This is a genomic window from Bradyrhizobium sp. DN3, assembly GCF_041357655.1.
Lineage (GTDB): Bacteria > Pseudomonadota > Alphaproteobacteria > Rhizobiales > Xanthobacteraceae > Bradyrhizobium.
The window spans coordinates 130,788-157,562 of the sequence record NZ_JAULLN010000005.1 but is presented as its reverse complement, the minus strand read 5'-3'; the positions used below and the strand labels follow the sequence as shown (position 1 = coordinate 157,562).

General features: G+C 60.9%; 25 protein-coding genes and 1 pseudogene. 16 read left to right on the top strand and 10 right to left on the bottom strand.

Features of this window, described 5'->3' with window-relative positions; translation table 11 throughout:
* Positions 1-696 precede the first annotated feature (696 nt).
* A complete protein-coding gene (locus tag AAE027_RS10015; RefSeq protein ID WP_370987609.1) occupies positions 697-921 on the top strand; it encodes a hypothetical protein in 225 nt (74 codons plus the stop codon).
* 1,407 nt (positions 922-2,328) lie between these two features.
* Positions 2,329-2,487: a hypothetical protein gene (locus AAE027_RS10010; RefSeq protein WP_370987608.1), complete on the top strand. Its 159-nt coding sequence runs from the start codon at positions 2,329-2,331 to the stop codon at positions 2,485-2,487.
* 603 nt (positions 2,488-3,090) lie between these two features.
* On the opposite strand, the gene AAE027_RS10005 is transcribed toward AAE027_RS10010, so the two are convergent.
* Entirely contained in the window at positions 3,091-4,416 is a 1,326-nt protein-coding gene (locus tag AAE027_RS10005; RefSeq protein WP_370987607.1) for an erythromycin esterase family protein, read from the bottom strand.
* A 125-nt stretch (positions 4,417-4,541) separates the two neighbouring features.
* On the opposite strand from AAE027_RS10005, the gene AAE027_RS10000 reads away from it, so the two are divergent.
* The 7 genes and pseudogenes from AAE027_RS10000 (at position 4,542) to AAE027_RS09970 (ending at position 10,219) form a co-directional block, all read left to right on the top strand.
* Positions 4,542-6,059 carry a S1C family serine protease gene (locus tag AAE027_RS10000; RefSeq protein WP_370987606.1) on the top strand — a complete coding sequence of 506 codons (1,518 nt, stop codon included), beginning with the start codon at positions 4,542-4,544 and terminating at the stop codon, positions 6,057-6,059.
* A gap of 182 nt (positions 6,060-6,241) precedes the next feature.
* Entirely contained in the window at positions 6,242-7,186 is a 945-nt protein-coding gene (locus AAE027_RS09995) for an alpha/beta hydrolase (RefSeq protein ID WP_370987605.1), read from the top strand.
* A gap of 43 nt (positions 7,187-7,229) precedes the next feature.
* Positions 7,230-7,673, top strand: a complete 444-nt coding sequence (locus AAE027_RS09990; protein ID WP_479714213.1) for a CBS domain-containing protein — start codon at positions 7,230-7,232, stop codon at positions 7,671-7,673.
* A 17-nt stretch (positions 7,674-7,690) separates the two neighbouring features.
* Positions 7,691-8,170: a YbhB/YbcL family Raf kinase inhibitor-like protein gene (locus AAE027_RS09985; protein WP_370987603.1), complete on the top strand. Its 480-nt coding sequence runs from the start codon at positions 7,691-7,693 to the stop codon at positions 8,168-8,170.
* A 432-nt stretch (positions 8,171-8,602) separates the two neighbouring features.
* Positions 8,603-9,064, top strand: a pseudogene (locus AAE027_RS09980) (NuoB/complex I 20 kDa subunit family protein); the annotation flags it as partial.
* Between the two features lie 236 nt (positions 9,065-9,300).
* Positions 9,301-9,480: a hypothetical protein gene (locus AAE027_RS09975; protein WP_370987602.1), complete on the top strand. Its 180-nt coding sequence runs from the start codon at positions 9,301-9,303 to the stop codon at positions 9,478-9,480.
* Positions 9,481-9,775: 295 nt separating this feature from the next.
* Positions 9,776-10,219, top strand: a complete 444-nt coding sequence (locus AAE027_RS09970; RefSeq protein ID WP_370987601.1) for a DUF2267 domain-containing protein — start codon at positions 9,776-9,778, stop codon at positions 10,217-10,219.
* On the opposite strand, the gene AAE027_RS09965 is transcribed toward AAE027_RS09970, so the two are convergent.
* The 5 genes from AAE027_RS09965 to AAE027_RS09945 form a co-directional block, all read right to left on the bottom strand.
* Entirely contained in the window at positions 10,208-10,426 is a 219-nt protein-coding gene (locus tag AAE027_RS09965) for a hypothetical protein (RefSeq protein ID WP_370987600.1), read from the bottom strand. The genes AAE027_RS09970 and AAE027_RS09965 overlap by 12 nt on opposite strands.
* 121 nt (positions 10,427-10,547) lie before the next feature.
* Positions 10,548-11,675, bottom strand: coding sequence for an MFS transporter (locus AAE027_RS09960; RefSeq protein ID WP_370987771.1), 1,128 nt, complete (start codon positions 11,673-11,675; stop codon positions 10,548-10,550).
* Between the two features lie 394 nt (positions 11,676-12,069).
* Positions 12,070-12,708, bottom strand: coding sequence for a TetR/AcrR family transcriptional regulator (locus AAE027_RS09955; protein WP_370987599.1), 639 nt, complete (start codon positions 12,706-12,708; stop codon positions 12,070-12,072).
* A 15-nt stretch (positions 12,709-12,723) separates the two neighbouring features.
* Positions 12,724-15,834 (bottom strand): efflux RND transporter permease subunit, encoded by a 3,111-nt coding sequence (locus AAE027_RS09950; protein WP_370987597.1) that lies wholly within the window; start codon positions 15,832-15,834, stop codon positions 12,724-12,726.
* Complete coding sequence (locus AAE027_RS09945) at positions 15,834-16,940, bottom strand: efflux RND transporter periplasmic adaptor subunit (protein ID WP_370987596.1); 1,107 nt, start codon at positions 16,938-16,940, stop codon at positions 15,834-15,836. Before AAE027_RS09945 ends, AAE027_RS09950 begins: the two co-directional genes overlap by 1 nt.
* A gap of 221 nt (positions 16,941-17,161) precedes the next feature.
* Between AAE027_RS09945 and AAE027_RS09940 the strand changes: the two genes are divergently transcribed.
* The 6 genes from AAE027_RS09940 to AAE027_RS09915 all read left to right on the top strand — a co-directional run bounded on the left by AAE027_RS09940 (position 17,162) and on the right by AAE027_RS09915 (position 20,681).
* Entirely contained in the window at positions 17,162-17,740 is a 579-nt protein-coding gene (locus AAE027_RS09940) for a TetR/AcrR family transcriptional regulator (protein ID WP_370987595.1), read from the top strand.
* Positions 17,741-17,772: 32 nt separating this feature from the next.
* Complete coding sequence (locus AAE027_RS09935) at positions 17,773-18,462, top strand: alpha/beta hydrolase (RefSeq protein ID WP_370987594.1); 690 nt, start codon at positions 17,773-17,775, stop codon at positions 18,460-18,462.
* Positions 18,459-18,644 carry an alpha/beta fold hydrolase gene (locus tag AAE027_RS09930; RefSeq protein ID WP_370987593.1) on the top strand — a complete coding sequence of 62 codons (186 nt, stop codon included), beginning with the start codon at positions 18,459-18,461 and terminating at the stop codon, positions 18,642-18,644. The genes AAE027_RS09935 and AAE027_RS09930 overlap by 4 nt, the downstream gene beginning before the upstream one ends.
* A gap of 263 nt (positions 18,645-18,907) precedes the next feature.
* Positions 18,908-19,555, top strand: coding sequence for a CoA transferase subunit A (locus tag AAE027_RS09925; RefSeq protein ID WP_091878398.1), 648 nt, complete (start codon positions 18,908-18,910; stop codon positions 19,553-19,555).
* Between the two features lie 4 nt (positions 19,556-19,559).
* The gene (locus AAE027_RS09920) at positions 19,560-20,210 is read left to right on the top strand and encodes a 3-oxoacid CoA-transferase subunit B (RefSeq protein WP_370987592.1); all 651 of its coding nucleotides are present in this window, start codon (positions 19,560-19,562) and stop codon (positions 20,208-20,210) included.
* A 12-nt stretch (positions 20,211-20,222) separates the two neighbouring features.
* Positions 20,223-20,681 (top strand): MaoC family dehydratase, encoded by a 459-nt coding sequence (locus AAE027_RS09915; RefSeq protein WP_370987591.1) that lies wholly within the window; start codon positions 20,223-20,225, stop codon positions 20,679-20,681.
* A 167-nt stretch (positions 20,682-20,848) separates the two neighbouring features.
* On the opposite strand, the gene fabI is transcribed toward AAE027_RS09915, so the two are convergent.
* The 4 genes from fabI to AAE027_RS09895 are packed head-to-tail and all read right to left on the bottom strand — an operon-like array spanning position 20,849 to position 26,074.
* On the bottom strand, positions 20,849-21,637 hold the full coding sequence (gene fabI, locus AAE027_RS09910) for an enoyl-ACP reductase FabI (RefSeq protein ID WP_130215645.1): 789 nt from the start codon (positions 21,635-21,637) through the stop codon (positions 20,849-20,851).
* Complete coding sequence (locus AAE027_RS09905; RefSeq protein WP_370987590.1) at positions 21,634-22,848, bottom strand: acetate/propionate family kinase; 1,215 nt, start codon at positions 22,846-22,848, stop codon at positions 21,634-21,636. Before AAE027_RS09905 ends, fabI begins: the two co-directional genes overlap by 4 nt.
* Positions 22,849-22,853: 5 nt before the next feature.
* Complete coding sequence (locus tag AAE027_RS09900; protein WP_370987770.1) at positions 22,854-23,831, bottom strand: phosphate acetyltransferase; 978 nt, start codon at positions 23,829-23,831, stop codon at positions 22,854-22,856.
* Positions 23,832-23,845: 14 nt separating this feature from the next.
* Positions 23,846-26,074: a DUF3141 domain-containing protein gene (locus AAE027_RS09895; RefSeq protein ID WP_370987589.1), complete on the bottom strand. Its 2,229-nt coding sequence runs from the start codon at positions 26,072-26,074 to the stop codon at positions 23,846-23,848.
* A 113-nt stretch (positions 26,075-26,187) separates the two neighbouring features.
* Here AAE027_RS09895 and AAE027_RS09890 point away from each other — a divergent pair, with 113 nt between their 5' ends.
* Positions 26,188-26,772 (top strand): GNAT family N-acetyltransferase, encoded by a 585-nt coding sequence (locus AAE027_RS09890; RefSeq protein ID WP_370987588.1) that lies wholly within the window; start codon positions 26,188-26,190, stop codon positions 26,770-26,772.
* Positions 26,773-26,775: the final 3 nt, after the last annotated feature.

Sequence of the window (26,775 nt, the reverse complement as noted above, 5' to 3'; positions counted from 1 at the left end):
TCATGTCGCATGCATTCATCAATGCTCTTATATTGTAGAAGGTTTTTGAAGAGACGTTCGAAATATTTCGACGCATTGTCATAAAGCGAACTGACGATCTGACGATCCCTCGGCTAGACGTCACGCTGGCACGTCATCAAAAGGTCCCGTCGCTGATCCAGCAAAGACGTGTTTGGGGGTACTGTAGTGAGTAGTGGGGTTTGCAGCCGCTTGGCCGTTCTGCGACACACGGCCATCACACTCGCTAGCATGCTTGCTCAATTGGAGAGGCTTCGAGAGAAAGTACGAAGGGCGGAAGCGCGAAGCTCCGGAGAAAGACGGAGATCGGGCTCGGCGTCGCGGATGCGACGGCCCCGGTCTGGGACGAGTTACCGCACGCGGCTCCAATCCTAGCGAGAGCTTCCAAGTGGCTTTGCTCGACCGAGCCACGCGAGCGCCGACGACACACCGCCACTGATCATGTGCTCCACCTGAGTTGGACTTATCCCTTCTGATGTCTGCCTAGCTCGTTCTATTAAGGCGTCGCTTCAACTGAGTCCGGCAGTTGCGCGCTCGAGAGGCGATTCGAAAGCAAAGCGTAAGTTGCTTGCCTCCGAATCGTATCGCCTTGAAAGTTAAAATTGATTATTCTGCATAATAATAATTGCTCCTACGCAAAACGGAAAATAAGGTGGGGAAAACTAATGGGAGGAGTGGATGGAGACCGTACGCCGCTTGCGCGCGATGGCGTTGCTGTGCCGACAGACTTCTGCGCATTATCCTGATCGAAGCTGGAAGCTTCTCGCCGAGGCTGAGTTCTGGGAGCACTTGGCTAATGACACCCTTCGTCAGCATGTCGAACAATGCACGGCCGGCTCCTCGCTCCCGCCAATGGGAGATAATCCGAATACCGCCGCATCGAGCGCGCCCGTCACTGCGTAGCGCTCCGCTGATCTCGATGCGCCGCTCTCCCTTTGCCGGGTGACAGCCCAACAAGGCTTCTTATGGAGAATCAGGCGTCGCCGGCGTCTTGCCGATTTGCTCTCCTCGACCTTCGACACCCGGCCCCACAGGTTCTTGAGCGCTGCAAGCTCGGAGGCGAGGGCCGAAACGCGATAATGCACGACAACCGAACGGTGGCATATCCCACCATCGCTGCTCCCCCTCAGAGTCCAGCCTGTCGGCTGGTCGCCGTTGAGGCTTTTGGCGGAGCACCTGCCTTTGATCGTCCTATAAAATGTGAACGAAGGTAAGCCAGGCCGCGACTGCGAGACAAACTGCAAGGCCGGTATAAGGCAGAGCTAGCCTCATCGGAATCCCCCTCGAAAAGAGGTCAGTGAGAATTGACGCTCGTTGCGACGCTCGTATCCATGACGAGCCTGAGGTTGTTCCTTTTTGTGGGCCGGCCGTTCTGCTGTCTGCTTCTCACTTCGGCCTCTGCCAGGTTGACAAGCCTGCGTAGCCGCTGGATCTCCAGCATTATATCTTTCAGCTTTTGGCCTTCCGAAGAAACACGCTGGAGACGCGCACTATAAGCATCCATTGGCCCCTCATAATATACAATAACAACATGACTTTACCAATTAATGCCGCCACATTAGCCTCATTTTGTGGTTGTGGAAATAACCTATTTCACACTGCGCGGTCAGCAGATCCTTATTAAAAAATGTCCCCGAACGTCCCTCTGGGACGGGCGTGGGACAGACAATGCCCGGTGTTTTGGATTGAAGGCTCGCTGTGCTCCCATCGCCAACCTCCCGATACCTTCGCAGATAACGGATTGGTGAACGAAATCATTTACGGCCTCCCCCGAAGCAGTCCGGAAACCGTGCGGGTCTAGCTTCCTCTCTGTTGGCGAGGGAGTTTCAAAATGATCACGCTCAAAGCAATTGCAGTTGTGCTTGGCGCCGAGTTGCTCTTGTCGATGTATTCGGGTGACCTCGCCGCCGATGTAGTTCTCGCGATCGTCGCTTGTCTTCCATAAAGCGAGGCTCTCCAACGTGAAGCGGCTCTGGTTTCCGCCTCGTCGGACGGCGGCATGTGCCGCCAACAATTGTTCTGTGCAATCGATCTTTCGTTGTTTTTGTGGGTCAGATCCAAAAAGCAGCTCTTAGGCTATCTCAGGGGGCGCTCGGGGCATGGGGTATCTTCATACTAGTTCTGTCGTCCCAACTTACCCGCTTGGCGGACAGTCATTGCGCACGCCCCAATCACGATCGCGATCGTGAGCGCTCTTAGCTGGTGTCGGGATGGGGGAAAACGGCCGATGGGTCAGATCGCCTGCATTTTCCGAATCGCGCCTCTGTGCTCGTTCTTGCTGTTAGTTTCAGACCTTGCGGGTACACGCGCGTGAGCCATTTCCTCTCCATGCTTCTGCTCGCCCTCGCCCTGACCCTGACCTTGTGCTTCGGGGTGGCAGCCTGGCGCCTGTCGACCGGCAAAGATGTCGATATCGCCACAACGATCCAGCATCAGGAATACGGCTGGAGAACTAGGCCCAACAACTGAAGGTCGTTGCGTTTGCCCTCAGTAGGCCACCGCTGAGCGAACTTGAAACTTGGATTGTTTCCGTGCTCGCACGTCTATGGGCGCTACGGAATTCGCGGCCTGAGACGATCGCCGCAAATATGAAAGCCAGCACGCATGCGGCGGCCAACGACCAAAGGGCAATTGCGATCTGCTTCTGCATGGCCAGCGGCAATCGAGGAGATAGCCTCGCCTCTTTTCCAGTTAGGTTCAAAGTCTGGGCGATAAAGCCCGGTGACGCTCAGTGTTCACCAGCTTCCAAAGAATCTTGTCTTCGCAACTTGTCCAGCGCCTGAGGCACGCTCAATCCAATACTCCTCAGGCGAGTACTCGGAGAAACGGCTCCTGCATCCTGGGGCTTAAGCGGGATGCTGGAGTCGTCTCTTCCGAGGTCCTTGTGCGTCCGTCCGGCACAATTGGCTTATCGTAACCCAAATTAAATGTTTATTCTATATTAATTTTAGTTTTATTGAGCATTTAATTAGTTAATTTTCGCCGCCTCCGTTCGGATTCGGCGATTTTCATATCGACCATGCTACGGTGCGAAACTTCCGACGAGCGCGGCGCCGTTGTCGAGGCGCCGATCTAAACCGATCTTGCGGCGGCTCCCGATACCGGGGCTTCTAGCGGCGTCACAGCGTGCGTCTCTTCGAACCAGACCATGGCATCGAACTGGTCCGGCAGTGCCGCCTCAAAATAGTGACTGAACAGCTCGGTCTCCGGCCGGTAGACCACGCCGATGGCTCGTTCCAGGCGCGGTCCGGTCAGTGCTTCCCGCAGGCCGCGTCGGGTGCCCGGTCGGAGGTCAGTCAGGGAGCGCGCAACGCCGGTGTGCCGAAACAGATACTCGTAGGAATCCTCACGCGCCGGCCGCACTGATTTGATCTCCATCGCCCCGCCCCAGTCGCTGGCAGCGGCAACGGTCCCGCGATCGGTTCCGAAACCGATCAGGGCCGCGTCTTCGCCATGGGCGTTGCGCACGAGCTCTCCAATGTTGAACTCGCCCGCCCAGCCCATCGCGGTGGCCGACGCATTACCGACATGGGAGTTGTGCGCCCACACCACCGCCTTGGCGCCGCACCCACGCCGTTGCATCACATATTGCAGCGTGTCGAACATGTGCCGATCACGCAAATTCCAGGACTCCGTCGAGCCACGGTACATGATGCGATAATAACGCTCCGCCGCGCGTACGATGCGCGCATTCTGCGTCGCATTGAAGAATGCCTCCCCTTCCCCTGCACCATCGGCAAGCCGCCTCTCCAGGAGCTCGCGCAATTGCTCGGCAACGGCATTCTCGCAATCGTCGCGACCGGCGAGAACGGCGGCCCCGTAGGCGGCCGGGTCGGACTGCCAGGGAGTGAGACAGCCGTAGCGTTGCCGCGCCGCGCGGGCGCGTTCAGGATCGACCTTCTCAAGATAATCGATCACGGCGGCGATGGACCGACCGAGACTGTAGACGTCGAGCCCGCGGAACTCGACCCGCTTGTCCGGTGCACTCGCTTGATTATGCACATGCAGATAATTGGCGAATTCGCGCACCTCGACGTTGCGCCACATCCAGGTCGGAAAGCGCTGGAATGGGAGCTCGGCATCGGGCGCGGCGGGTAACTGACGGACGTGACGGTCGATCGCGGCTGCGTCGGGCCAGTCGGCCTCGACCGCCACGATGTTGAAACCGTGCCGCTCGATCAAGTGCCGCGTGATGGTCGCGCGCGCCTGATAAAATTCCGACGTGCCGTGGGTGGATTCGCCTAGCAACACGATCTTGGAGTCGGCGAAGCGCGCGAAGAAGGCGCCGAATTCATCTCGCTCCGGCGGGGGCAAGTGCTCGCCGGCATCGCGCAGCCGGGAGATGAGTTCGCGATTGAACTCATGGTGAACGCGCTCGGCTTCGCGTGAGAGGGCCATGGGAATCCCCTCTATTGGGTGGCTGGCCACATCGTCGATGTGGATCGCATACCGCAGGCAAAGACGACGGCGAGCCGCTCGGTCCAGCGGAAACTCGGGCCGCGATGGACTGTTCCCAACGGTCCATGGAAACCTTTGCGCCGACCTTTTGTTGGGGATACGACGGTTCGCGTGGTCATGTCGGAAGGAGCTGGCTTTTGCTTGAAGACGCTCAAGCAGCGCAGATCATGACCAAGCACCTCTTGCGACGTTCTGCCGTCCTCGATCGCAACAAGCCGCTGGCCGGGCTGTGGCCCCTCGACATTTGGACGTTCGCCCGCGCCAGCATCCTAGTGGCAAGCTTCGAAGCGCGGCCGGCGAGACAGGTGCCACACACAATGGGAACACGAATGAAAATCGAAATAGCGTTTCGAGCACTGACCTTGCGTTACCATCGAGCATCGGCCAATTGCGGCGCAGCCGTGGCGGCACTAGCGACAATCAGCGCGGCCGTTGCCCAGCCGATCTCCACGCACCACGGCTCCAATCCCGCAGTCAGCTCCGAGGGCGCGCTTCACTTAATTCGAGATGCCGCACCGCCCAACGGGCCAAATAGCCTTGCCGACGTCGCTGAGAGAGTTCAACCCGCTGTTATCGGCGTCATCTCTCGATCTGCCGGATCCAAGCAACTGATGCCAGGCCCACCGTTCGACGATGTACCCGACGAGGACGCTCCCGAAGACCGTCCCGGCAAGGGATCTCCTGGACCGAATGGCCTGGACCCGAGAAATGGCTCGAATGCGCGCCAATCGATCGCGATGGGATCAGGATTTTTCATCTCTCCGGACGGTTACGCCGTGACCAACAGCCACGTCGTGGGGGACAACGACACGGCTGCGATCCTCACGAGCGACAAGAAGACCTACCCAGCAAAGGTGGTAGGACGGGATTCACTCAGCGACCTTGCCTTGATCAAGGTCGACGGACGAACGGACTTTGGCTACGTGAAAATGGCGGAACAATCGCCACGCGTCGGCGACTGGGTACTCACCGTTGGCAATCCATTCGGGCTTGGAGGTACGGTCACGGCGGGGATTGTCTCGGCTCGCGAACGCGAAATCGAAAATGGTCCGAGCGAGGGTTTCATTCAGATTGATGCACCGATCAACAGCGGAGATTCCGGCGGACCAAGCCTTAACACCAACGGCGATGTCATCGGTGTGAACAGCATGATCTTTTCGCTGTCCGGTGGATGGTCCGGGGTTGCCTTCGCGATCCCTGCCGACACCGTCCGATCAGTGATCCCCCAATTGAGGGAAAAAGGCACCGTAACGCGGGGGTCGATGGGTGCCGAAGTCCAATCAGTGACTCCCGAGATTGCCGATAGTCTCGGTGCCGACAACCTTCATGGTGCGATCATCGCCAACGTTCAACAGAATGGTCCCGCGGCGAAGGCCGGTTTGCGAAGCGGCGACGTAGTTACGTCCGTGGACGGAGAGTCGATCAAGAGCGCCACTGAATTGACGAAGAAAGTTCACGCAATGGCGCCCGGCTCTACAATTCAGCTCGCGATGGTTCGCGCCGGGAACCAAAGCTCATTGAACGTGACGCTGGGTCAGCTCCCGCATGAGCCTCAGCAGCCCCAGTCGGGCAAGGCGAAGTAGTCCAACATCGTGTCTTCGGAGGTGGAAAGACTTACCTCGTTGGCAGATCATGTGACAGGAACCGGCTGCGGCAGTCGAGGTTCACAACGAATGCCGCGTCGAGCATCACAGCCACTCAGCGTATTCCAAACGGAACGAGCTTGCGCGCATGAAATCGGCGGCCCATCCGAGGGGTTTACCCAATGAGCATGAGGCGCAAAGAACTAAGGTTTTCCTCCAGCAGCGATACATGCGCAGCCTGGCTATACCCGGGCGCCGTTGACGAGGGTGCAAGGCCAATCATCGTGATGGCTCACGGACTGACCGGTACACGCCGAGACCGTCTCGGCGCGTTCGCGAACCGGTTCGCGGCCGCAGGTATTGCGGCGCTCGTCTTTGACTACCGCGGCTTTGGCGACAGCACGGGTGAGCCGGACCTATACAAACCTTCTCGTCAATTGGACGACTGGCGCGCTGCCATCGCATTTGCCCGTTCTCTGCCCGGTGTCGATGCCGAACGCGTGGCGACGCTCGGCTCCTCGTCCGGCGGGGGTCACGCGCTTGCCGCGGCAGCGGCGGATCGCAAGGTGGCCGCGGCCATCAGTCAGGTCCCGATGCTCGGCAGAGAAACCCAAGCCTACGTCAGGCCTCAGCACGTCCTCGAGGAGATAAAGGCAGCGGCGGCCGAAGGGCGCTATTTGCCTGCCGTTGGTCAGCCCAATGAGGCGGCGCTGATTTACGCGCCGGGAGCCGAGGTCGGCTGGCGTCGTGTCGTTGCAATCGGCGACGAATCCCGATGGCGGAACCGCGTTTCGGCAGCGTGGCTGCTGGGTCCACCATATAGGCCGGTCCAACACAGCGCCTCGCTTCATTGCCCCTGGCTGGTTTGCGTCGCCGCAGACGATCAGGTTGCCAAGCCGGGGCCTGCAATCGAGGCGGCGCGCGGGGCTCCGAAAGGTGAACTCCGCATTTATCCGGGCATCGATCATTTCGATATTTACGATGGGCCGCCTCACGAGGCGGTGGTCGCTGACGAGGTCGAATTTCTTCAACGCCACCTTCTGGGCCGGAACCTGAGCGGAAACACCTACGCCGATGCGGAGTTTTCGCGGATCGGTCTACCGGAACGGCAGAAACCTTTGCCTTGACCTGTCGTTGGAAGACGGCAATCCCTTGTTCAGGAGAACGCCTATGCAAGTCCAGCAGATCATGCAGCGAAACGTAGCAATCGCAGATCCCAACATGACGGTTCGAGACATCGCACGCCGGATGCGCGCCGACAACATTGGTTCATTGCCGGTCGGCGAGCATGATCGCCTGACCGGGATGGTGACGGACCGTGACATCGTCATGCGCGGCGTCGCAACCGATCGTGCGCCCGGGAACATCGCAGTGCGCGAGGTGATGTCGGAGGGAATCAGCTACTGCTTCGAAGATGATGACGCCCAAGCTGCCGCGCAAATCATGGCAAAGCATCAGGTGAGGCGGCTTCCTGTCCTCAATCGCGACAAGCGGCTGGTCGGAGTGGTCGCACTTGCCGATCTCGGCCGCTGCGAAGTTGGCGCCGCACGGGATGCTCTGCAAGGTATCTCGGAGGCGACCGACCAGGAACGTCGCCAGATGCACAACAACTAGCAAAGCAGGAGGCCGCAATGGCATTCAGCTTGACGAGCCCTGCGTTCCGCGATGGCGAGCGCATACCGGCCAGATATACTGCGGATGGCGAGAACTTCTCCCCGCCGCTGCAATGGTCAGACCCACCGCCGGGCACCAAGAGCTTCGCACTCGTCGTTGAAGATCCGGATGCACCGTCGGGTACTTTCCGCCATTGGGGACTTTATAACATCATGGGCGAGCGTACCGTCCTGCCGGAAGGTGTTGGCGGCGGTAGGGCGAAAACGGAAGACATCGGCAAAAACATCGGCAAGGGTGTCAACGATTTCGGCGAGCCAAACTACCAGGGACCTGCACCTCCCAGAGGTCACGGGACGCATCACTATCATTTCAAGCTTGCCGCGCTTGACGTTGAAGCGCTCTCGCAAGCACCCAAGCTCGCGGTCGGCGATATCTGGAAGGCGGCCCAGACGCACCTGCTCGGACAGACCGAGCTCGTCGGCACCTACAGCCGCTGAGCCTTGGCCAGTCTCACGCCAATGCAGGAACCTGAAACATTAAAAATAGCCGCCGTCCGGAACGTCCACGGAAGTCATCAGTTGGTAATTCGGTGAGCGATCGATGGAATGGCGAGGCCAGAGCGAGAGCTACGGATAGACCAAACCAAAGATTCGTTCACAAGCCCCGTCAGGTCACTTCGGTAACCGGCGGGGTCTTTTTTTGATCGGCGGCTCTCATGCAGCGACCAAAGCGAAGTTCCAGTCAGGCCGCAAGAGCGTCGGTTCCTCCGGCCGAGCCGCCAAAAACATTTGAGCTTGAAGTCGACGAAGACGGAGGAGAATTAGGAACACCCGAGACGGAGCAGCGCTTGCAGCATCGGGCGGGGCTTGCGAGGCGATATCGCCATGAACTATCTCGAAAACGTTCCCTTCGACAATGTCCAGGACCATCTCGGTGACCGTGGCTACTTCGTGGCTCCGCTCGACGACCTCATCACATGGGCGCGATCGGGTTCTCTGATGTGGATGACATTTGGGCTTGCGTGCTGTGCGATCGAGCAGATGCAGGTGTCGATGCCGCGGTACGACATTGAACGATTTGGTGCCGCTCCGCGCGCATCGCCAAGGCAGTCTGACGTCATGATCGTCTCGGGCACGCTCTGCAACAAAATGGCGCCAGCCCTGCGCAAAGTCTATGACCAGATGCCGGAGCCGCGCTACGTCATCTCAATGGGATCGTGCGCCAACGGGGGCGGCTACTATCACTATTCGTACTCGGTCGTGCGCGGCTGCGACCGTATCGTGCCCGTTGACATCTATGTGCCCGGCTGCCCTCCGACGGCTGAAGCCCTGCTCTACGGACTCGTGCTCCTTCAGAAGAAGATTCGGCGAACCGGAACGATCGAGCGATGACTCGACGAGTTTTGGACCGAACCGGATGAGTCCGGCACGCCACTTCAGCAGGCGCGTCCGCACATGCAGAAAATATTCCTTGCAGCCTCCATCTAGCCCCGACGCCGGAAGGATAGCTCGCGAGATGCGTTCGAGGCACAGCACAACCAAATGTGAATCGCTGAATGTCTGTTCCCTTGCGAACCATGCTGGAGTGGTGGTGTTGGCGGAGAAGATCCTGAAAGGCGGAGCCAATCATGAAGCATGCCACACGGATTTATCGCCTCGACCATTCGAAGCGCGGGGATGCCGAACAGCTCGCTCGCATGCACGAAATGGCCAGGGAAGCCGCCGAGGTGCTGCGTCGACCCATCCCGGACACATTTCTGGGCCGACGAACGTTCGAACCATTCCCGAATGAAGAGAAACGCGCTTGACGCGTGGACACACTCTGGCGTCGTGCATCGCCTGGAGCTCGCTGACACATTTTGGAGCCACCGACCTGCCCGAATTGCAGGATCGAGATCAGGTGGTACGTGTCAAGATTGGTTTGACGGACGGCCGGTCGCAATGATCGTCCATTGCTCCACGGGCAGCTTGACGACAGGTTGGCAGGGCCCTCAGAACCTTGCGAAGAACCGCAGGCTTCACATCTTCGACTCTGGCTGAGCCTTTTTGGAACGTATCCGCGGACGCTCTATTGCCTTCGCAAACCAGCGATGGAGTGATCCCATGAGCGCCACAGGTCTCGATGTATTCGACAGAACGATCCACCTGACGAACGTCTGGCTGGATGAGATCATGACGACACTGCCGCGCGACAGACAATTGGCGTGGCACGCCTTGGGGGCGGTACTACGGACCGTGCGTGATCGCGTTCCGCTCAACCTCGCCGTTCATCTTGGCGCGCAACTACCGCTCTTGGTGCGCGGCAGTTATTTCGAACAGTGGCGTCCGAGCGACACGCCACAGACCTGGAGGTCGGCGGATGAATTTATTGCGCTCGTATCGGCACAGATGAAGTCGGCGAAACCGGTCGATACCGTCGAAGCGGCGCGTGCAGTGTTCCGCGTGCTAAGTCACCATGTCGATCCCAATCAGATAGAGAAGGTGCGACACTCGCTGCCCGAGGAGATCCGATCATTGTGGCCGACGCAAAGGTCGTCAGCAGCCTGAACGAGGAAACTCCGCCACCTCCCCTGCGATCCACTCGATTGCGGAGAGCAGCATGCGCGTCGCATCGTAGGAATTGAGTGCGTAGTTGCCGATCGGCCCATAGTGTTGCTGATAGCGATCGGCGACGCTTTGCGAACCGTGAATTCGTCCGATCTCGGACGTCGCGGACAGCACCAGGAGCGTCACTTGCTTCCTGGTGTCGGTCACTTCGTCCCTCGCGAAGCACTGAAGGCGTTCGTGGATGCGATCCAGAACATCGTCTACGGAAGCAGCACCGCCTAGGAGACACCGTCCTCGATAACGGAGCACGAGCCCTTTCGGAGAAGCATCAGCTTGGGCGCCACTGCCGTTCCGCCACTATAAACACCGGTACAGAGGCGAGCTGCATCACGATCGAGAACGTGATCAATCCGGCTCGCGAGTTTTCGTACAACAGGCCGGTCGCGATACTGCCGAGGAGCCACCCAACGCCGTAGCCCGCATAGTACAGCCCGAACGCGAAGTTTCGCTTTCCTTCGGGAAGCACCTCGGCAACGATCGCCTTGAGCAGCGTGTCCTGAATCGCATAGCCGGCGCCCCAGAGCAGCATGCCGAACAGCACCAACCAGAAGCCACCCAAGAACACGAATGGCGAGAACGCGGCCGCGATGCACACCGCGACGATCACGATGGGAAGCCCGATGCGGTCGTAGATCTTTCCGAAGGCCAGGTTCGCAAGAACGCCGAATGCCGTCGAGATCGCAAGCATCACGGGGATCCACTGCTCGGAGGCAATCTTCGCCTTGGCTAGATGGTAGGAGATCAGTTCGAAGCTCATCAGCCCGGACGCAAACAGCGCGCCGGCCAGCATGTACAGCCAATAGGCCTTGGAGAAGTCCCTAGCCGGTGCCGTGCGGCCCTGTTCCAGATGCGACGGTGTCGGGAAATTCACCCGGGCGACCACCAGCGTGATGAGCGCCGCCGCCGCCGAGATCGTCAGGAAGGCGTACCCCGTCCTGAAATCCCCCTTCAGCAGGAGCACCAGCGCAACGATAAGCGGCCCCAAGGTCGCGCCGATCTCGTCGAGCGCGGTGTTCAGCGCGTAGACCCAGCCTTTGCCGAGCTCACCCGTCGTGTAGGAGAGCATGGCTTCGATCGTCGGCTTCCGCAGTGCTCGCCCTATCCGCTCGGCGAGAACCAGAGCGGCGGCCAACTGCCAGCTCCCGGCGAGGGCCATTGCCGGCACCGCGAAGAGGTTGATCACGTAGCCAACGAAGGTGATCAGCCAATAGCGGCCGGTGCGGTCCGCTGCGTAGCCGGCGGGCAGACGCAAGGCATAGCCGAGAAACTCACCCAGCCCCGCCGTGCCGCTGACGACGGCTGCACTCGCACCCAGCGTCGCCATGAAGGGCCCGTTGATGCTGGCGCCGCCTTCGTAGGTGATGTCCCCAAACAGGTTGACAACACCCGTCGTCATCACGAAGAGAAACGCGGGCGAGCTGCCACCAGCCTTTCGGGACTGCGCCATCCGCTACTCTCCGCCGATCTCGGTACCTAGCGGGCCAAAACGAAGAAGAATGCCGCCAGCACCAGGGCACCGATAAGCCCGGCCAAGAAGATCGCTCTTCTCGCCGGCGTGCGAAGAATGATCTCGCCGCCCCTTGCCTTCTCTGCCGAATAGGGTTCCTTGGGCGGAGGGGGCGGCTCTGCTGGGCCTTCACGAACCATACCAAAACAACGCCCAGGCGGGACTTTGTTCCAGAACGGCATCCTCAATCTACGATCGCCGACGGGTCAGGATGAACTCTTGGATCAGAAACGTTTATTCCGGGGAAGAGCGTCCCACCTCTCGCGGCCGGCGCGTGAATGCATCATGCCGGAATACGGCAGGCTGCTTGGTCAGACTTGCCGAGCGCCTTCAGGATAAAGCGAATCTGGCCGCGCATGTCTGCCTCCGTGTCTCCGCGCTGTTGAACACAGTGCTCGATCAGAATCGGATGGAAGAATGGCATGAACGCCAACCTGACCGCTCGTGCGGCTTCCGCGGCATCTTCAACCTGGAATTGGCCGGATTCGATGCCCTCGCGTATGATCGCCTCCACGATCGCTACCATCCGCTCAATATGCGCTTTGGCGATTGCCCAGTTCTCCCGCGTGGCAGTAGCAATCAAATCATGCATGTACCTTTCCTTGACCAGCGTCATCTTGGTATGGCTGTGAATGGCGGTCAGGAGTTGGTCGAGTTTCTCCGTGGCCGGTTCGTTCGTGCGGGCGATCGCAAAGGCAATTTCGGCGATCTCGTTCACAAGCCGGCCGCAGATGGATTCGTTGATCGCATTCCTGGAGGGAAAGAAACGGTAGACATTCGCCGGGCTCATGCCGAGTTTGGCGGCGATGTCGGCCACCGATGTCCTGTGGTAACCGACGCTGCGAAAGCGCTCCTCGGCCACCTCCAGAATGCGTGCGCGCGCCTCGTCTGAATCATTTCCCGTTCGGATCGGACGATTCATGGATCTGACGGAGCCCTACTCGGCAGCCAATGCTGGTCGCAATTCCGGCTTCTCGCGCGAACCCTCGTGGAGGTCATCTACGGTCGGCTTGATCCGAAACCAGGCGGCGTAAAGTGCAGGAAGGAACAACAGAATCAGGACCGTTCCGACCGCCGTGCCGCCGATCAGCGTATAGGCCATCGATCCCCAGAAGACTGAGTGCGTTAGAGGGATGAAGGCCAGCACCGCAGCAAGCGCGGTCAGGATCACCGGCCTCGTACGTTGCACCGTGGCCTCGATGACGGCGTGATAGTCATCAAGGCCGGCAGCGCGGTTCTCCTTGATTTGTTCGGTCAGGATCAGAGTATTGCGCATCAGGATGCCGGCCAGTCCTATCAGGCCCAGAATCGCGTTGAATCCGAACGGCTGATTGAAGGTGAGCAACATCGGCACGACGCCGACCAAGCCCAGCGGGGCCGTTAGCATGACCATCGCCATCGTCGAGAACGATCGCACCTGGAGCATGACGACGATCAACATGGCGGCTATCATGGCGGGAAAGATCGTCGCCAGTGCGTCATTGGCCTTAGTTGCCTCCTCGATCGATCCGCCCAACTCGATACGATAACCGGCCGGAAGGGATGCGATCAGCGGTTGAAGGGCCGTCTTGATCTCCTTGGAGACCTCCGGGGGTTGGGTCGCCTCATTGATGTCCGAGCGGATCGTGACGACTGGTGTGCGATCACGGCGCTTGAGAATCGGCTCTTCAAGTCGGACTTCCGAGTGGCCGACCTGGTCGAGCGGGATCGAGCGGCCGTCCCGGCTCGTCAACGAGAAATCCGCCAGACGCGCCGGATCCAGCCGCTCGCCGCCGGCGCTGCGCGCCACGATGGGGACATTGCGGATATCCTCGCGGACCTGCGTAACCGTGATGCCCGTGAGCAGGAACTGGAGCTGCCGGCCCACCTCGGCTGGCGAAAGACCGATGAGATTCAGTCGATCCTGATCCGGGATGAAGCGGAGCACGGGCGTGCGATTACCCCAGTCGCGATTGGCCTGCCGTACGTCGGGAACGCCACGCATGACACCGAGGGCCTTTTGAGAAATATCGTACAATTGCGCCGGATCAGGCCCCATCACCCGAAACTCCACCGGGAAAGGCGTATATGGTCCGAAAACGAGCTGGGTGACGCGCACATTGGCCTCAGCTGCAAGGCCCTGTGAAACCGCTTCTCGGAGCCGGTGCTTCAAAGCCTCGCGGGCCTCTGCGTCCGGTGTCAGTACGACGATCTTGGCAAAGGCTGGATCGGGCAGCTCCGGCGCCATCGCGAAGAAGAAGCGCGGCGCTCCCTGACCGACATAGCTCGTCACGATCTTGGCCTCCGACTGGTGGTCAAGCCAGTGTTCGAGCTTCTCGACCGTGGCCGTCGTCGTCTCGATGCTGGTACCTTCCGGCAGACGGACCTCCACCAGCACTTCCGGGCGGTCGGAGGTCGGGAAGAACTGCTGTTTGACGGCGCCCATGCCGGCCCCGGCAAGCGCGAAGGCGACCGCGACGATGGCGCTGGTCACGAACTTATGGCGTACCGCGAGGGTGATGAGCGCTCGCAGGCGCCGATAGTTCGGTGTGTCGTAGATCGCTTGGTGACCGCCTGCGACGGGCTCGATCGCGGGCAGCATCCTGACGCCAAGATAGGGCGTGAAGACCACCGCGACGATCCAGGAGACGATGAGGGCAAAGCCCACCACCCAGAAGATGTTGCCGGCGTATTCGCCAGCCGTCGAGCGGGCGAAGCCCACCGGCAGAAACCCGGCGACCGTTACGAGTGTTCCGGACAGCATCGGCGCCGCCGTGTGACTCCACGCATAAGCCGCCGCCGATAGGCGATCCATGCCCTCTTCCATTTTCACCACCATCACCTCGATGGCGATGATGGCATCGTCGACGAGAAGGCCGAGCGCCAGGATGAGAGCGCCGAGCGTGATCCGGTCGAAGAACCGACCGGTCTCCAACATGATGAGAAACACGACGGCAAGCGTCAAAGGGACGGCAGCCGCGACAACGATGCCAACGCGCCAGCCGAGGCTGAGCAGGCTCACCAGCAGCACCACGCCGAGCGCCATCGCGAACTTCATCATGAATTCGTCAACCGCCGAGGTGATGTTGACGGCCTGGTCGCTGACCTTGGCCAGCGTCATCCCGAGTGGGAGCGTGCGAGAGATAGCTGCGGACCTCGCTTCCAGCGCCTTGCCGAGCGCGAGGCCATCCCAGCCCTCTTGCATAACCGCAGCGAGCATCACAGCGGGCTCGCCCTGGTGTCGGATCAGGTAGGTGGGAGGATCCTCGTAACCGCGGCGGACTTCCGCGATGTCGGAGAGTTTCAGCGTCCGCCCCGCAGCGACGATCGGGGTGTCGGCGATCGCCTGAACGCTATCATAAGCGCCATCGACCCGGATGAAGACCTGCGGCCCCTTGGTGTCGATCGAGCCTGCCGGTGTGACCGTGTTCTGCCGCTGCAAGGCGGCAACAATATCCTGTGCCGATATGCCGAGGGTCGTCAGTTTGGCATAGGAAAACTCGATGAATATCTGTTCGGGACGCTCACCGAGGATATTGATCTTCTTCACGCCGGGCACGTGCAGGAGATCCTGACGAATGGTCTCGGCTTGCCTTGCGAGCTCGCGCATCGGCATGCCCTTGGCCTTGAGGGCATAAAGGGCGAAGCTCACGTCCGAATATTCGTCGTTGACGAAGGGGCCAAGCACGCCAGAGGGCAGCTTGCGGGCTTCATCGCCTAGCTTCTTGCGGGCCTGATAAAACTCCTCCTGCACGCTCGATGGCGGCGTGCTGTCCTTCAGCGTCACCGTCATGTACGCATAACCGGGCCGCGTGGTCGTCTCCACCCGGTCGTACCAGGTGAGCTCCTGAATCCGCTTCTCCAGGGGTTCGGCGACCTGGTCCTGCATCTCGCTCGCCGTCGCGCCCGGCCATACCGTGGTCACCGTCAGCGTCTTGATGGTGAAGGACGGGTCCTCGGCCCGCCCGAGCATGACGAAGGCGTAGGCGCCCGCGGCCGCCAGCAGAAGGATGAAAAAGAGGGTTACGGCCCGCTCGCGAACGGCCAGCGCGGAAAGATTGAAGCTCATCAGTTGCTCCTGCTTTCAGAGGCAGTCCTGACGCGCGCGCCCTCGTGCAGGAGGTGAGCACCGAGGGAAACAATTTGGTCACCGGAATTCGATCCAGAAACAACGGCCGTTTCGCTGGTCACACGCAGGAGCTTGATGGGCTGAAAGCGCACGGTCGAGCTGGCGCTGTCGAACACCCAGATGCCTGTCATTCTGCCGTTATCAAGCACGGCTCCCAGCGGGACCTGGACTTCCGGCTTAGCCTCCTGGCTTGCAAGCCGAATAGTGACCGTCGCGCCAAGCGGTGCGGCCGCAGCTTCACCGTCGAGCACATAGCGCGCCTCGTAGGTGCGGGTTTGGGCGTCGGCGGAATCGGACAACTGCCGGAGATGCGCCGCATAGCGTTGCCCATCGTTCCCATACAGGCTTGCCTCGGCCAGCGAGCCGATCGCCGGCCGGATCGTTTCGGGAAGCGTCACCACGGCTTCGCGAGGACCGGCCTGTGCAAGCCGAACCACGGTCTGGCCGGCGGAGACCACTTGTCCGGGCTCGCCAAGCGTTTGGGTGACCGTTCCGTCCGCATCCGCCACCAGGACGGAGTAAGTTGCTTGGTTCTCGGCGACCCCTGCTTCGGCTTCCGCCGATGCGAGCTGCGCTTTGGCCGTATCCGACGCGGCCTTCGCCTGCTCGTATCGCTGCCGGGACGTCCACCCGTCGTTGACGAGGTTGGCGTATCGCCGCTCATCCGCATCCGTCTGAACGACCGTTGCGCGCGCTGCGGCGACTGCGTTGCGCTTCGCCGTAAGCGCAAGGCGCAGGTCGGTTTCGTCGATCCGCATCAGCGGTTGCCCGGACTTGACCTGCTCACCGACATTCACGAGCCGTTCGACAATCTTACCGGCGACGCGAAAGCCCAGATTACTTTCCACCCGCGCGCCGATGGTGCCTGTGAACCCGCGCTCGGATCCGCCCACCCGCGCGGCCGTGATCAGCCTGACCATCGGCGGCTCCTGCCTCGGGTCGCCCACGGCAGAGGCTTCTTTAGCTGGAATGGCGAGAGCAACGAATGTGGCCACCCCTGCCGGGATCAAAATACCGGCCAAGACCGCAAAACCCCGCATCTTCATGTCCGTCTCCCAGAATTAGATTTCATTCGAACTCTATATTCCATTTAGATGTCGTTCGCAATCTAAAAACGGAGGGGGCAACGAAAGTGTGATTTCAGGCCTCCAAGCGAGATTGGAGGGCGGTCTCCCCCCAAAAGAGCGCTCTTGGGCCCTTGATAGATTGCGCTCGGCTTCTATCTGACATATTAGAGTTCGAATGTAATCTAAAATGGAGGATGCCGATGCGAGTAAGTCGCGTTCAGGCCGCGGAGAACCGCCAAACCGTGATCAATGTGGCAAGCCGCCTCTTCAGGGAGCGCGGATTCGATGGGATCGGGCTCAAGGATCTGATGGAGGCGGCCGGGCTAACCCAGGGCGCCTTCTACAAGCAATTCGCGTCAAAAGAGGATTTGGCGATAGAAGCGTCCAGGCGCGCGTTGGAAAGTGCGTCCCATCGATGGTCGGACGCGGCCGAGCAGAATCCGGACGATCCGCTTGGCGCGGTGATCGCGTTCTACCTCAGCGGCGACCATCGCGAAGAAAAGATGGACGGCTGCCCGATCGTGGCGCTCGGCTCAGATGCTGCCCGACAGGGCCCCGACGTGAAGGCGGCCTTCGAAGCGGGAATCAAGGCACATCTCGACGTGCTCGGCCGCTTCATTGCCGAGACCGGCGGCGAGGCGTCCCGCGGCAAGACCATGGCCATTCTCTCAACCATGGTCGGCGCGGTGACGCTATCGCGCGTCGTCAACGACCCTGATCTGGCCCAGGCGCTTTTGGATGCAGCGGGCGAACAGGTTCGCGACGCCGCTGCCGTTTGAAAGATCACCCCCTTAAAGCAAAGAGAGATCGAATGCTTAGCCCGAGTGACATCAAACCAAGTCTGCTCAAGATATCCGACACGCTGAGTGTACGTTTTCAAAAGACCGGCAACGGACCTCCGCTGCTCCTCATACATACGATCCGGACGCAGCTCGAATATTTCCGCAGTCTTGCCCCCCTTCTCGCCGGATCGCACACGGTGTACGCCATTGACCTTCCAGGCCATGGACACTCACCAATAGATTCAACTGCGAGCTTTGACGAACCCTACTTCAGGCGGGCTGTCATTGGCTTCATCGGCGAGCTCGATCTCTCGAACGTCACGATCGTGGGCGAGTCGATCGGCGGGGCACTGGCCCTCACGGTGGCGGCGTCGCTTCCACAGCGCGTGAAGCGGGTCTATGCGATCAACCCTTACGACTACGAGACCCGCTACGGGGACGGGATTCGACGCGGCAACTGGCTCGCGAATTTCATCATCGGAAGTTTGCAGATCCCGGTGCTCGGCGCGGTGAATGCGTCGCTCGAAAACAAGATGATCCTCGGCAAGATCATGGGCGGGGATATCACGATCCCCGCAGGCTGCCGGCCGATCTGCTCGCCGAGTTCGACGAAGTCGCCCACCGCCCGGGATACAAGCGGATCGCACGCAAGGTGCTGGCTGGTTGGCGATCCTGGAGCAAGGCCCGCGACTACTATCGGCAGATCTCGGCTCCGGTGACGCTCATTTATGGCGACAGCGACTGGTCTCAGCCGAATGAGCGCGAACGCACGCGGTCGCTGATCCCTGCTGCGCAGATGGTGGCGCTCAAGAATACCGGCCACTTCTCAGCTGTTGAGAATCCGTCGGAACTGGCTCGCGTAATATTGGGGCAGATTGATCGCGATGATGTGCGTGGTTAACAAGCACAATTTCGCTACTTATCGGCTGGCGGAGCGGGTGCGGACCTGGCGCCGCATCGAAATGCGGTGAGTGCGGCCCTCGAACAGCGTCACGCCGGCGTTCGCAAGCTTTGGCACGAAATACTCGGAAGCATCGGCATCCACGCACCCCGAATCGAATGATTGGAAGCCTTGATGCAGATCAAGGGAGAGCAATCGTCGAGCTCCAACATCCGCGCATTGCCGCCCTTCTACCCATCGTCGGCCGACCGGGAGTTTCAATCATGAAGGCCGTTTCCGTCGAAGAAGCCGTTGCGATGATCCCGGCGGGCGCCAGCGTCATGATTGGCGGATTCATGGGAGTCGGGACTCCGGAGCGGCTGCTCGACGAAGTCGTTCGCCAGAAGAAGGCAGGCCTGACTTTGATCTCGAACGACGCGGCGACGCCCGGCAAGGGCGTCGGCAAGCTGTTCGATCAGGCGTTGGTATCAAAGCTGACGGCAACGCATATCGGCCTCAATCCGAAGGCGCAGCAGCAGATGCTGGCCAACCAGATCGCCGTCGATCTCGTTCCGCAAGGCACGTTCGTCGAACGCATCCGGGCCGGCGGATGCGGCCTCGGCGGCGTGCTGACGCCCACGGGCGTCGGAACGCTGGTTGCCGAAGGCAAGCGTCAGATCGAAGTCGACGGCAAGCCATTCCTGCTGGAAACGGCGCTGCGGGCGCAATTCGCATTGGTGCACGCCTTCCTCGCCGACTATCTCGGCAACCTCGCCTACGCGCTCACTTCGCGCAATTTCAACCCGGTCATGGCGATGGCGGCGGACACCGTCATCGTGACGGCCGAGCACATTGTGCCCGTTGGCGTGATTGCGCCCGATCACGTCGTCACCCCCGCACCGCTCGTCGACTATCTCATCACCAACGGGTGACATCATGGATTCCCAGATCATTATCGCCCGGCGCGTCGCCAAGGAGTTGAGGAGCGGCAACCTCGTCAATCTCGGTATCGGCATTCCGACGCTGGTCGCGAACTACGTGCCGTCCGATCTGAAAGTGTTCTTCCAGTCGGAGAATGGATTGATCGGCACCGGGCCGATTCCAGAGCAGGGCATGGCCCATCCAACACTGACCGATGCCGGCGGGCGCCCGATCAGTGCGCTGCCGGGCGCCTCCACCTTCGATAGCGCAATGTCGTTCGGATTGATCCGCGGCGGCCACGTCGATGTCACCGTGCTCGGTGGCCTTCAGGTCGATGCACAAGGCCATCTGGCCAATTGGATGATCCCTGGCAAGATGGTGCCAGGCATGGGTGGCGCAATGGACCTCGTCAGCGGCGCACGGCGCGTGATCGTCGCCATGCAGCACGCGGCGAAGGGCAAGTCCAAGATCGTGGCAAAATGCTCCTTGCCGCTGACCTCGGCGCGTCCTGTGAGTTTGGTCGTGACCGACATGGCCGTGATTGGTTTCCCGGATGGCAAGGCCACGTTGCTCGAAACCGCGCCCGGCATGAGCGTCGGCGAGGTCTTGGCGCTAACGGAGGCCGAGCTCGCCATCCCCGACAGTGTTCCGGAAATGAGACTCTGAGCAGGTTAACTCATGCGGATATTCAGCGACTTCGACGAGATCAAATCTGCCGTCGGCTCCGAGATCGGTGCCAGCGACTGGATCGAGATCACGCAGGACCGCATCAACCAATTCGCCGAGGCGACCTGCGACGAGCAATGGATCCATGTCGACCAGGAGCGCGCGAAGCAAGAGATTCCCGGCGGCAAGACCATCGCCCACGGCCTGCTGTCACTGGCACTGGCCCCACTCTTCATCCGCTCGGTCATCGGCCTGAAGGGCCTGCGCAACACGCTCAACTACGGCGCCGACCGGATCAGGTATCTTGCGCCGGTGCCGGCGGGCTCGAAACTGCGCGGCCGCGTCACGATTGCCGAAGCCGAGGACGTGCCGCCGGACGGGCTGCGCGTCAACTATCACCTCGTGATCGAGATCGAGGGCGGCAAGAAGCCTGCTTGCGTCGCCGAGTTGATCGCGCTGCACTATCGCTGAATCAAAAAAGTCGAAAAACAACCCCATGCACAGTAGCCATGAGATTGACGGCATTACGATTTCTTTTTTTACGAAAGAGGTTGACCCGTCGGGCAACACAGTGGCAATATGTCATCGTCAGCCCATGGCTCAGACTGCCAGCCCGGCTTGGCAACGCGGCGGCGCGATCAATCGATGATGTGATAGCCGCCGTCGATATAGAGCACACCACCGGTGATCAGCTTGGCGCCGTCGAGCGCCAGGAACGCTGTGGCATTGCCGACATCATCGATGCTGACGAGGCTGCGCGAGGGAGCTTTCGACTGCGCTTTGTCCATCAGCTCGTCGAATTCGGGAATGCCTGACGCTGCGCGCGTGGCGAGCGGTCCTGGCGAGATCGCGTGGACCCGGATGCCTTTCGGGCCTAATTCGGCGGCAGCGTAACGGACGGAGGCCTCGAGGGCTGCCTTCGCGACGCCCATGATGTTGTAGTTCTCCACCACCATCTGGCTGCCGTAATAGGTCATGGTGAACATCGTGCCGCCGTTCTTCATCAAGGGTTCGGCAAGATGTGCCATTCGCAGGAATGACCAGCAGGAGACGTCCATTGTCTTCAGGAAGCCGTCACGGCCGACATCGACGACGCGGCCGTGCAGCGCCTCCTTCGGCGAGAAGGCGATGGAATGAAGCAGGAAATCGAGCTGCCCCCACTCCGACTTGATCCGCTCGAACACCGCTTCAGTCTGGCCTTCAACCATGACGTCGAGCGGCAGGAAGATCGGCGCCCCCAGTGCCTGCGCGAGCGGCTCGACGTGCTTCTTGGCGCGGTCGTTCAGGTAAGTGACGGCGAGATCGGCGCCGAGTGCGCGAAACGCCCTGGCGCAGCCCCAGGCGATCGACTGGTCGTTGGCGATGCCGACGACGAGGCCTTTCTTCCCCTTCAGGGCGACCTTGCTGTCCGGATATACTGGAATCATGACACCCTCTCATGTCTGGCGTTGGGCGACTGGCCATTCATCAGCAGCGACAACGTATGCTGCGCGATCATCAGCTCCTCGTCGGTCGGGATGACGTAGACCGGGATGCGACTGCTCTTCGTCGATATCAGCCGTGCGTGACGGGCATTCGCGGTTGCATCAAGCGCTGCGCCGAGCCAGCCGAGGTGTGCCGCAACGCGGGCCCGAATGCCGCTCGAGTTCTCTCCGATGCCGGCGGTAAAGACGAACGCGTCAACACCTTGCAGCGCAGCGGCGAGCATCCCGGCGTTGAGGCCAATGCGATAGACGAAATAATCGACTGCCAGCTTCGCTTGCGGATCGGTGCTTGCCTCCAGCGCGCGCATGTCGTTGCTGACGCCGGACAGACCTTTCAATCCGCAATCGCGATAGAGGAAATCCTGCACCTTCGAGGCTGTCATGCCCTTCTCGGACATTAGATACAGCACGACGCCCGGATCGAGCTGGCCGGGGCGCGTGCCCATCGGCAGCCCGTCAAGCGCGGTGAATCCCATGGTGCTCTCGACGCTTTGTCCGCCCTTCATGGCGCACATCGATGCGCCGCTGCCGAGATGGGCGACGATCACGCGCCGTTCTGCGATCTCCGGTGCAGTCTGGGGTAGCGTTCTGGATATGTATTCATAGGAAAGCCCGTGGAAGCCATAGCGCCGCACGCCTTCGGCATGGAGCTGGTGCGGAATGGCGTAATGATCGGCCAGCGGGCCGTGCGTGCGGTGAAACGCGGTATCGAAGCAAGCGACCTGCGGCACGGTCGGGAAATTGGCCAGGATCGAGCGGATCGGCGCCAGATTGTGTGGCTGGTGCAGCGGCGCCAGGGCGACGAAGCGCTCCAGCCGCGCCACCACGCCATGATCGACCAGAACCGGCCGCTCATAGTCCGGTCCACCGTGCACCACGCGATGCCCGACCGCCATGGGATGGATACGAACTTCGTTCCGCAGCCATTCGCCTGCCAGGTTCATCGCCGCCGGAACGTCCGGAATGGCCTCGATCGGATAGGCCCGGTCGGCCATGGGATCGCTGCCCGCGCCGCTCGCCCGCAGGCGCGGGCGGCTGCCGATGCCGTCCACCTGCCCCTTGATCAACCGGCGAAGCGTGCCTTCCCCCTCGATCACGAAGACCTGGAACTTGACGCTCGAGGAGCCGGCGTTGACGACGAGGATGCTGTCCATGGCGGTCACGCCGCAATGGTCGGCGCCTTCTGGCGCCGGGCGTGAGCATAAAGTGCCGCGACCGCACAGGACGCCATCCGCGCCCGCGGACTGTCCGCACGCGAGGTCAGGACAACCGGCACGCGCGCGCCGAGCACAATGCCGGCTCCGTCGGCCTTGGCGAAATAGGCGAGATTCTTAGCGAGCATGTTGCCCGATTCAAGGTCAGGCACGACCAGGATCTGTGCCCGGCCGGCGACCTCGGATTTGATGCCCTTGATCCGCGCGGACTCCAGGTCGATCGCATTGTCGAACGCCAGCGGCCCGTCGAGCACGCCGCCGGTGATCTGTCCGCGGTCCGCCATCTTGCAGAGCGCCGCGGCCTCGATCGTGGATGGGATTTTCGATGTGACTGTTTCGACCGCAGAGAGGATGGCGACCCGCGGCGACTGGCCGAAGCCGGCCTGGTTGTAGAGGTCGATCGCATTCTGGATGATGTCCCGCTTGGCATCCAGATCGGGAAAGATGTTGATGGCGGCGTCAGTGACAAAGATGGTCTCGGCATAGGCCGGCACGTCCATGACGAAAACGTGGCTTATACGCCGATCCGTCCGCAAGCCTCCGGCCTTCGCGGTGACGGCCCGCATTAACTCATCGGTGTGCAGGCTGCCCTTCATCAGCAGTTCGCCGCGGGCGGCGTGGATCAATTCGACGCCCTTCGCCGCGGCATCGTCGCTGTGAGCGGCATCGACGATTTCATAGCCGGAAATGTCCAGTGCGAACCTGGCGGCCGTATCCCTGATCTTCCGTTCCGGCCCGACCAGCAGGGGCCGGATGATGCCGGCCGCCGCGCTGTCGACCGCGCCCCGCATCGATGTCTCGTCGCAGGGATGCACGACGACGGTCGGCGCCGGCGGGATCGCCTTGGCCGCGGCGATCAGGCGATCATACTTGCTGGGAGAGTGCGTGGCCGTCGCATCTAGTGGCATGATGTCGCTCCCGATCTGTGCAACTCGCGCTACGAGGCCCTCGCTTTCGGATCGAAAGGGGCAACGTTCGACGCCTTGTCGGCATCTTCCATTGTGTCGATGCCAAACAGGCCGGCGACCTGCCGCAGGCGGATTGCGCGCTCGCCCGTGACATCCTCACTGGCCGAAAGCACCTGCTCGATCGCCTCGAAAGCCCCGCGGCGACGATTCATGTCGTCAGGCAGCAGCTTCGGAATAGCGCCGAGCGCCCCGTCACGATCGAGCAGCAGCATGAAGAACTGCTCCCGCACCAGCATTTTGAATTCGGCAAGGCTCATGCGTGCGCCACCATGTTTGCGGCGAATCTGGCGCAAAGCCTCGATACTTCGTTCGTCGACCATCCCCCGCGCCGAGCCGACATAGAGCAAGGCGCGCAGCGCCGCTTCACGAAGGCCGCCCTCGCCGATCCGCGACTTCAGATCGTCGATGCGCTTTTCGAGCATGGCGCGATGCTCGACGGACATTTCACGCCGCCGGGATGGCACGGAAGTGGGATCAATTCCGACTGCGGCCTGCAGCGCCGGCGACCCGTAGACGCTGAGGAAGATCGCTTCGCTGAGCGCCTCCTGTGAATCGCGCCAGCTGTCCAGGGCATGCACGATCTGCTTCGACATCTGCTCCTGGAACGCCAGGAATGGATTGTCCCTCGCGACCGGCTTGCGCTCCTCGACGGCCTTCTCGGCCAACGATTTCACCATCGCCATATAGGGATTCCGGTTGCTGAAGAGCTCGTATTGCAGCCGCAGCGGGTGCATGTTGTGGGCCCATTCGGCCATCTGGGGCGTCACCATGGCCTTGATCCATGGCTGAAGAAATTTCTGGTACGCCGCCAGATTGATCTCCGAGACGCGTTTGGCAGTGGCAAAGCGCCGCTCGTCTTCGGGCGAGTTGCCCCCCATGGCTCGGATGTCATCGAGGGTCCGCGCCTCGCAGCGCATTACCCACTGGCCGACCACCAGATCCGAACTCGCGGTGTCCTCGCCTTTCGCCTCGAAGGTGGCTTCATAGAGCCCGGGTGGAAGAACGTCGATCAGGTCGATGTTGCTGGAAAACTCCGCATGTTCCTTCTTGGCAACGCCACCGGAGACGAAAATACCGAGATGACCGATGCTCTTGTGCACGGTGTAGACGATGGTCTGCCCATAGGCCCTGATCTCGTCGACGTCGGCGTAGCAATCCAAGATCCAATGCAGCGCCTGTTGCGGTGGCGTGATGTTGTCGCCCTCCGAGCAGAACACCACGATCGGCGACCTGATGTTGCGGAGATCGACCTTGCGGCCGTCGGGCAATTCGATGTTGCCTGCCGCAAGATTGTTGCCGACGAACAGCTCGTCGACGATGAACTGGATCTCCGCGGCGTTCAGATTGACGTGGCCGCCCCACCAACGCTCGAATTCGAGATAACGCTCTGCCTCTGTGTCGACCTTCGAATAGACGTTGTACTGCTTGGTCCACAGCGTGTTTGACGGGTTCTGGCTCTCAAAATTCTGCACTAGCCAAGCGCCGTCGAATTTGCCGGCGCCGAGATCGCTGGTGAGCGCCGTGAGCCAACTCCCGCCCAAGAGGCCTCCGGAGTAGCGCATTGGATATTTTCCGCGCACGCCGGCCCAATAGCTGAGCGGCGCGCCGGCGATGATCAGCGGCCCGAACAGTTCAGGACGCAGCGAGGCCAGGATCATGATGGCCCAACCGGCCTGGCAATTGCCGATCACACAGGGCTTGCCGTCGGCATCCGGGTGAAGGTTCATGACCTTTTCGATGAATATGGCTTCTGCACGCGCGATACGCTCAATGGTCTGACCGGGCATCGGATCCGGCAGAAATCCGATGAAATAGCAGGGATGGCCTGCTTTCATTGCCACGCCGATCTCGCTGTCCGCCTTGAAGCCACCGATGCCGGGGCCGTGGCCCGCGCGCGGATCGACCACAATGAAAGGCCGACGGTTCAGGTCGATCTCGACATTGTCCGGCGGAACGATGCGCACCAGCGCGTAATTGACCGGCTCGACGAGTTTGCGGCCGTCCGTGATCAGTTCGGCCGCATATTGGAGAACATGCGGCGCAGTTTGCGCGAGGTGTTCCCTGTACTGATCACCGCGCCGGCGCATGATATCCAGGAATAGGACACTGCGTTGTCCAGCATCGACCAAGTATTCGATCGCCGAGGCGAACAGCCCCGACATTGGACCGCCCGGAACTTGCACCTTGTCTATTGACATGTTGTCGACCTCTTTGTCGGGTTCGACAATTGACGGCGCCGGGCAGGACGAACGTTGATCTAGGTCAAGGTGATCTGCACGCTTGAAAGGACTCTTATCCTGCAATCGAGTTCATGAGACGCGGCTCACTTGACGAGCTGATTTCGCCGGACGACATCGGCATGTCACAAATCGCAAGTTACAGCGCGCAAGCCGTACTGAAGGACGGCACTCCGGTCCAGATCCGCGCGCTTCGAGCGAGCGACGAGGCGGACATGCTCGCTGCCATCGAGCGCACCGGGCCGAGCTCGCTCCAGAGCCGGTTCTTCGTCATGAAGCGGCACTTCTCGGAGAAGGAGCGCGCCTTCTTCATGAACGTGGATTTCAGCAATCACGTTGCGCTGGCCGCCCTCGTCGAGGAACAGGGTCGTCTCACCATCATCGGCGGTGGCCGCTACGTGGTCACAGATCCCGGTCGGGCCGAGATGGCCTTCGTCGTGGTGGATGCCTGGCAAAGCCGCGGGATCGGCTCCCTGCTGCTACGGCACCTCATCGACATCGCGCGGGCGCATGGGATGCAGGAGCTCACGGCCGAGGTTCTGTCCGACAACGCGCCCATGCGCAGCGTGTTCGCGAAGTCAGGTTTCAAGCCTGCGAGAAGCGATGATCCGAGGACAGTACGCCTGACTCTCACTCTTGGGTCCGCGCGCCCCGCTTGAGCC

What these genes read in the sequence shown, in the direction of transcription:
- AAE027_RS10015 (WP_370987609.1), top strand. Translation starts at nt 697, where the DNA reads ATGGAGACCGTACGCCGCTTGCGCGCGATGGCGTTGCTGTGCCGACAG.
- AAE027_RS10005 (WP_370987607.1), bottom strand. Translation starts at nt 4,416, where the DNA reads ATGGCCCTCTCACGCGAAGCCGAGCGCGTTCACCATGAGTTCAATCGC.
- AAE027_RS10000 (WP_370987606.1), top strand. Translation starts at nt 4,542, where the DNA reads ATGGAAACCTTTGCGCCGACCTTTTGTTGGGGATACGACGGTTCGCGT.
- AAE027_RS09995 (WP_370987605.1), top strand. Translation starts at nt 6,242, where the DNA reads ATGAGCATGAGGCGCAAAGAACTAAGGTTTTCCTCCAGCAGCGATACA.
- AAE027_RS09990 (WP_479714213.1), top strand. Translation starts at nt 7,230, where the DNA reads ATGCAAGTCCAGCAGATCATGCAGCGAAACGTAGCAATCGCAGATCCC.
- AAE027_RS09985 (WP_370987603.1), top strand. Translation starts at nt 7,691, where the DNA reads ATGGCATTCAGCTTGACGAGCCCTGCGTTCCGCGATGGCGAGCGCATA.
- AAE027_RS09975 (WP_370987602.1), top strand. Translation starts at nt 9,301, where the DNA reads ATGAAGCATGCCACACGGATTTATCGCCTCGACCATTCGAAGCGCGGG.
- AAE027_RS09970 (WP_370987601.1), top strand. Translation starts at nt 9,776, where the DNA reads ATGAGCGCCACAGGTCTCGATGTATTCGACAGAACGATCCACCTGACG.
- AAE027_RS09960 (WP_370987771.1), bottom strand. Translation starts at nt 11,675, where the DNA reads ATGACGACGGGTGTTGTCAACCTGTTTGGGGACATCACCTACGAAGGC.
- AAE027_RS09955 (WP_370987599.1), bottom strand. Translation starts at nt 12,708, where the DNA reads ATGAATCGTCCGATCCGAACGGGAAATGATTCAGACGAGGCGCGCGCA.
- AAE027_RS09950 (WP_370987597.1), bottom strand. Translation starts at nt 15,834, where the DNA reads ATGAGCTTCAATCTTTCCGCGCTGGCCGTTCGCGAGCGGGCCGTAACC.
- AAE027_RS09945 (WP_370987596.1), bottom strand. Translation starts at nt 16,940, where the DNA reads ATGAAGATGCGGGGTTTTGCGGTCTTGGCCGGTATTTTGATCCCGGCA.
- AAE027_RS09940 (WP_370987595.1), top strand. Translation starts at nt 17,162, where the DNA reads ATGCGAGTAAGTCGCGTTCAGGCCGCGGAGAACCGCCAAACCGTGATC.
- AAE027_RS09935 (WP_370987594.1), top strand. Translation starts at nt 17,773, where the DNA reads ATGCTTAGCCCGAGTGACATCAAACCAAGTCTGCTCAAGATATCCGAC.
- AAE027_RS09925 (WP_091878398.1), top strand. Translation starts at nt 18,908, where the DNA reads ATGAAGGCCGTTTCCGTCGAAGAAGCCGTTGCGATGATCCCGGCGGGC.
- AAE027_RS09920 (WP_370987592.1), top strand. Translation starts at nt 19,560, where the DNA reads ATGGATTCCCAGATCATTATCGCCCGGCGCGTCGCCAAGGAGTTGAGG.
- AAE027_RS09915 (WP_370987591.1), top strand. Translation starts at nt 20,223, where the DNA reads ATGCGGATATTCAGCGACTTCGACGAGATCAAATCTGCCGTCGGCTCC.
- fabI (WP_130215645.1), bottom strand. Translation starts at nt 21,637, where the DNA reads ATGATTCCAGTATATCCGGACAGCAAGGTCGCCCTGAAGGGGAAGAAA.
- AAE027_RS09905 (WP_370987590.1), bottom strand. Translation starts at nt 22,848, where the DNA reads ATGGACAGCATCCTCGTCGTCAACGCCGGCTCCTCGAGCGTCAAGTTC.
- AAE027_RS09895 (WP_370987589.1), bottom strand. Translation starts at nt 26,074, where the DNA reads ATGTCAATAGACAAGGTGCAAGTTCCGGGCGGTCCAATGTCGGGGCTG.
- AAE027_RS09890 (WP_370987588.1), top strand. Translation starts at nt 26,188, where the DNA reads ATGAGACGCGGCTCACTTGACGAGCTGATTTCGCCGGACGACATCGGC.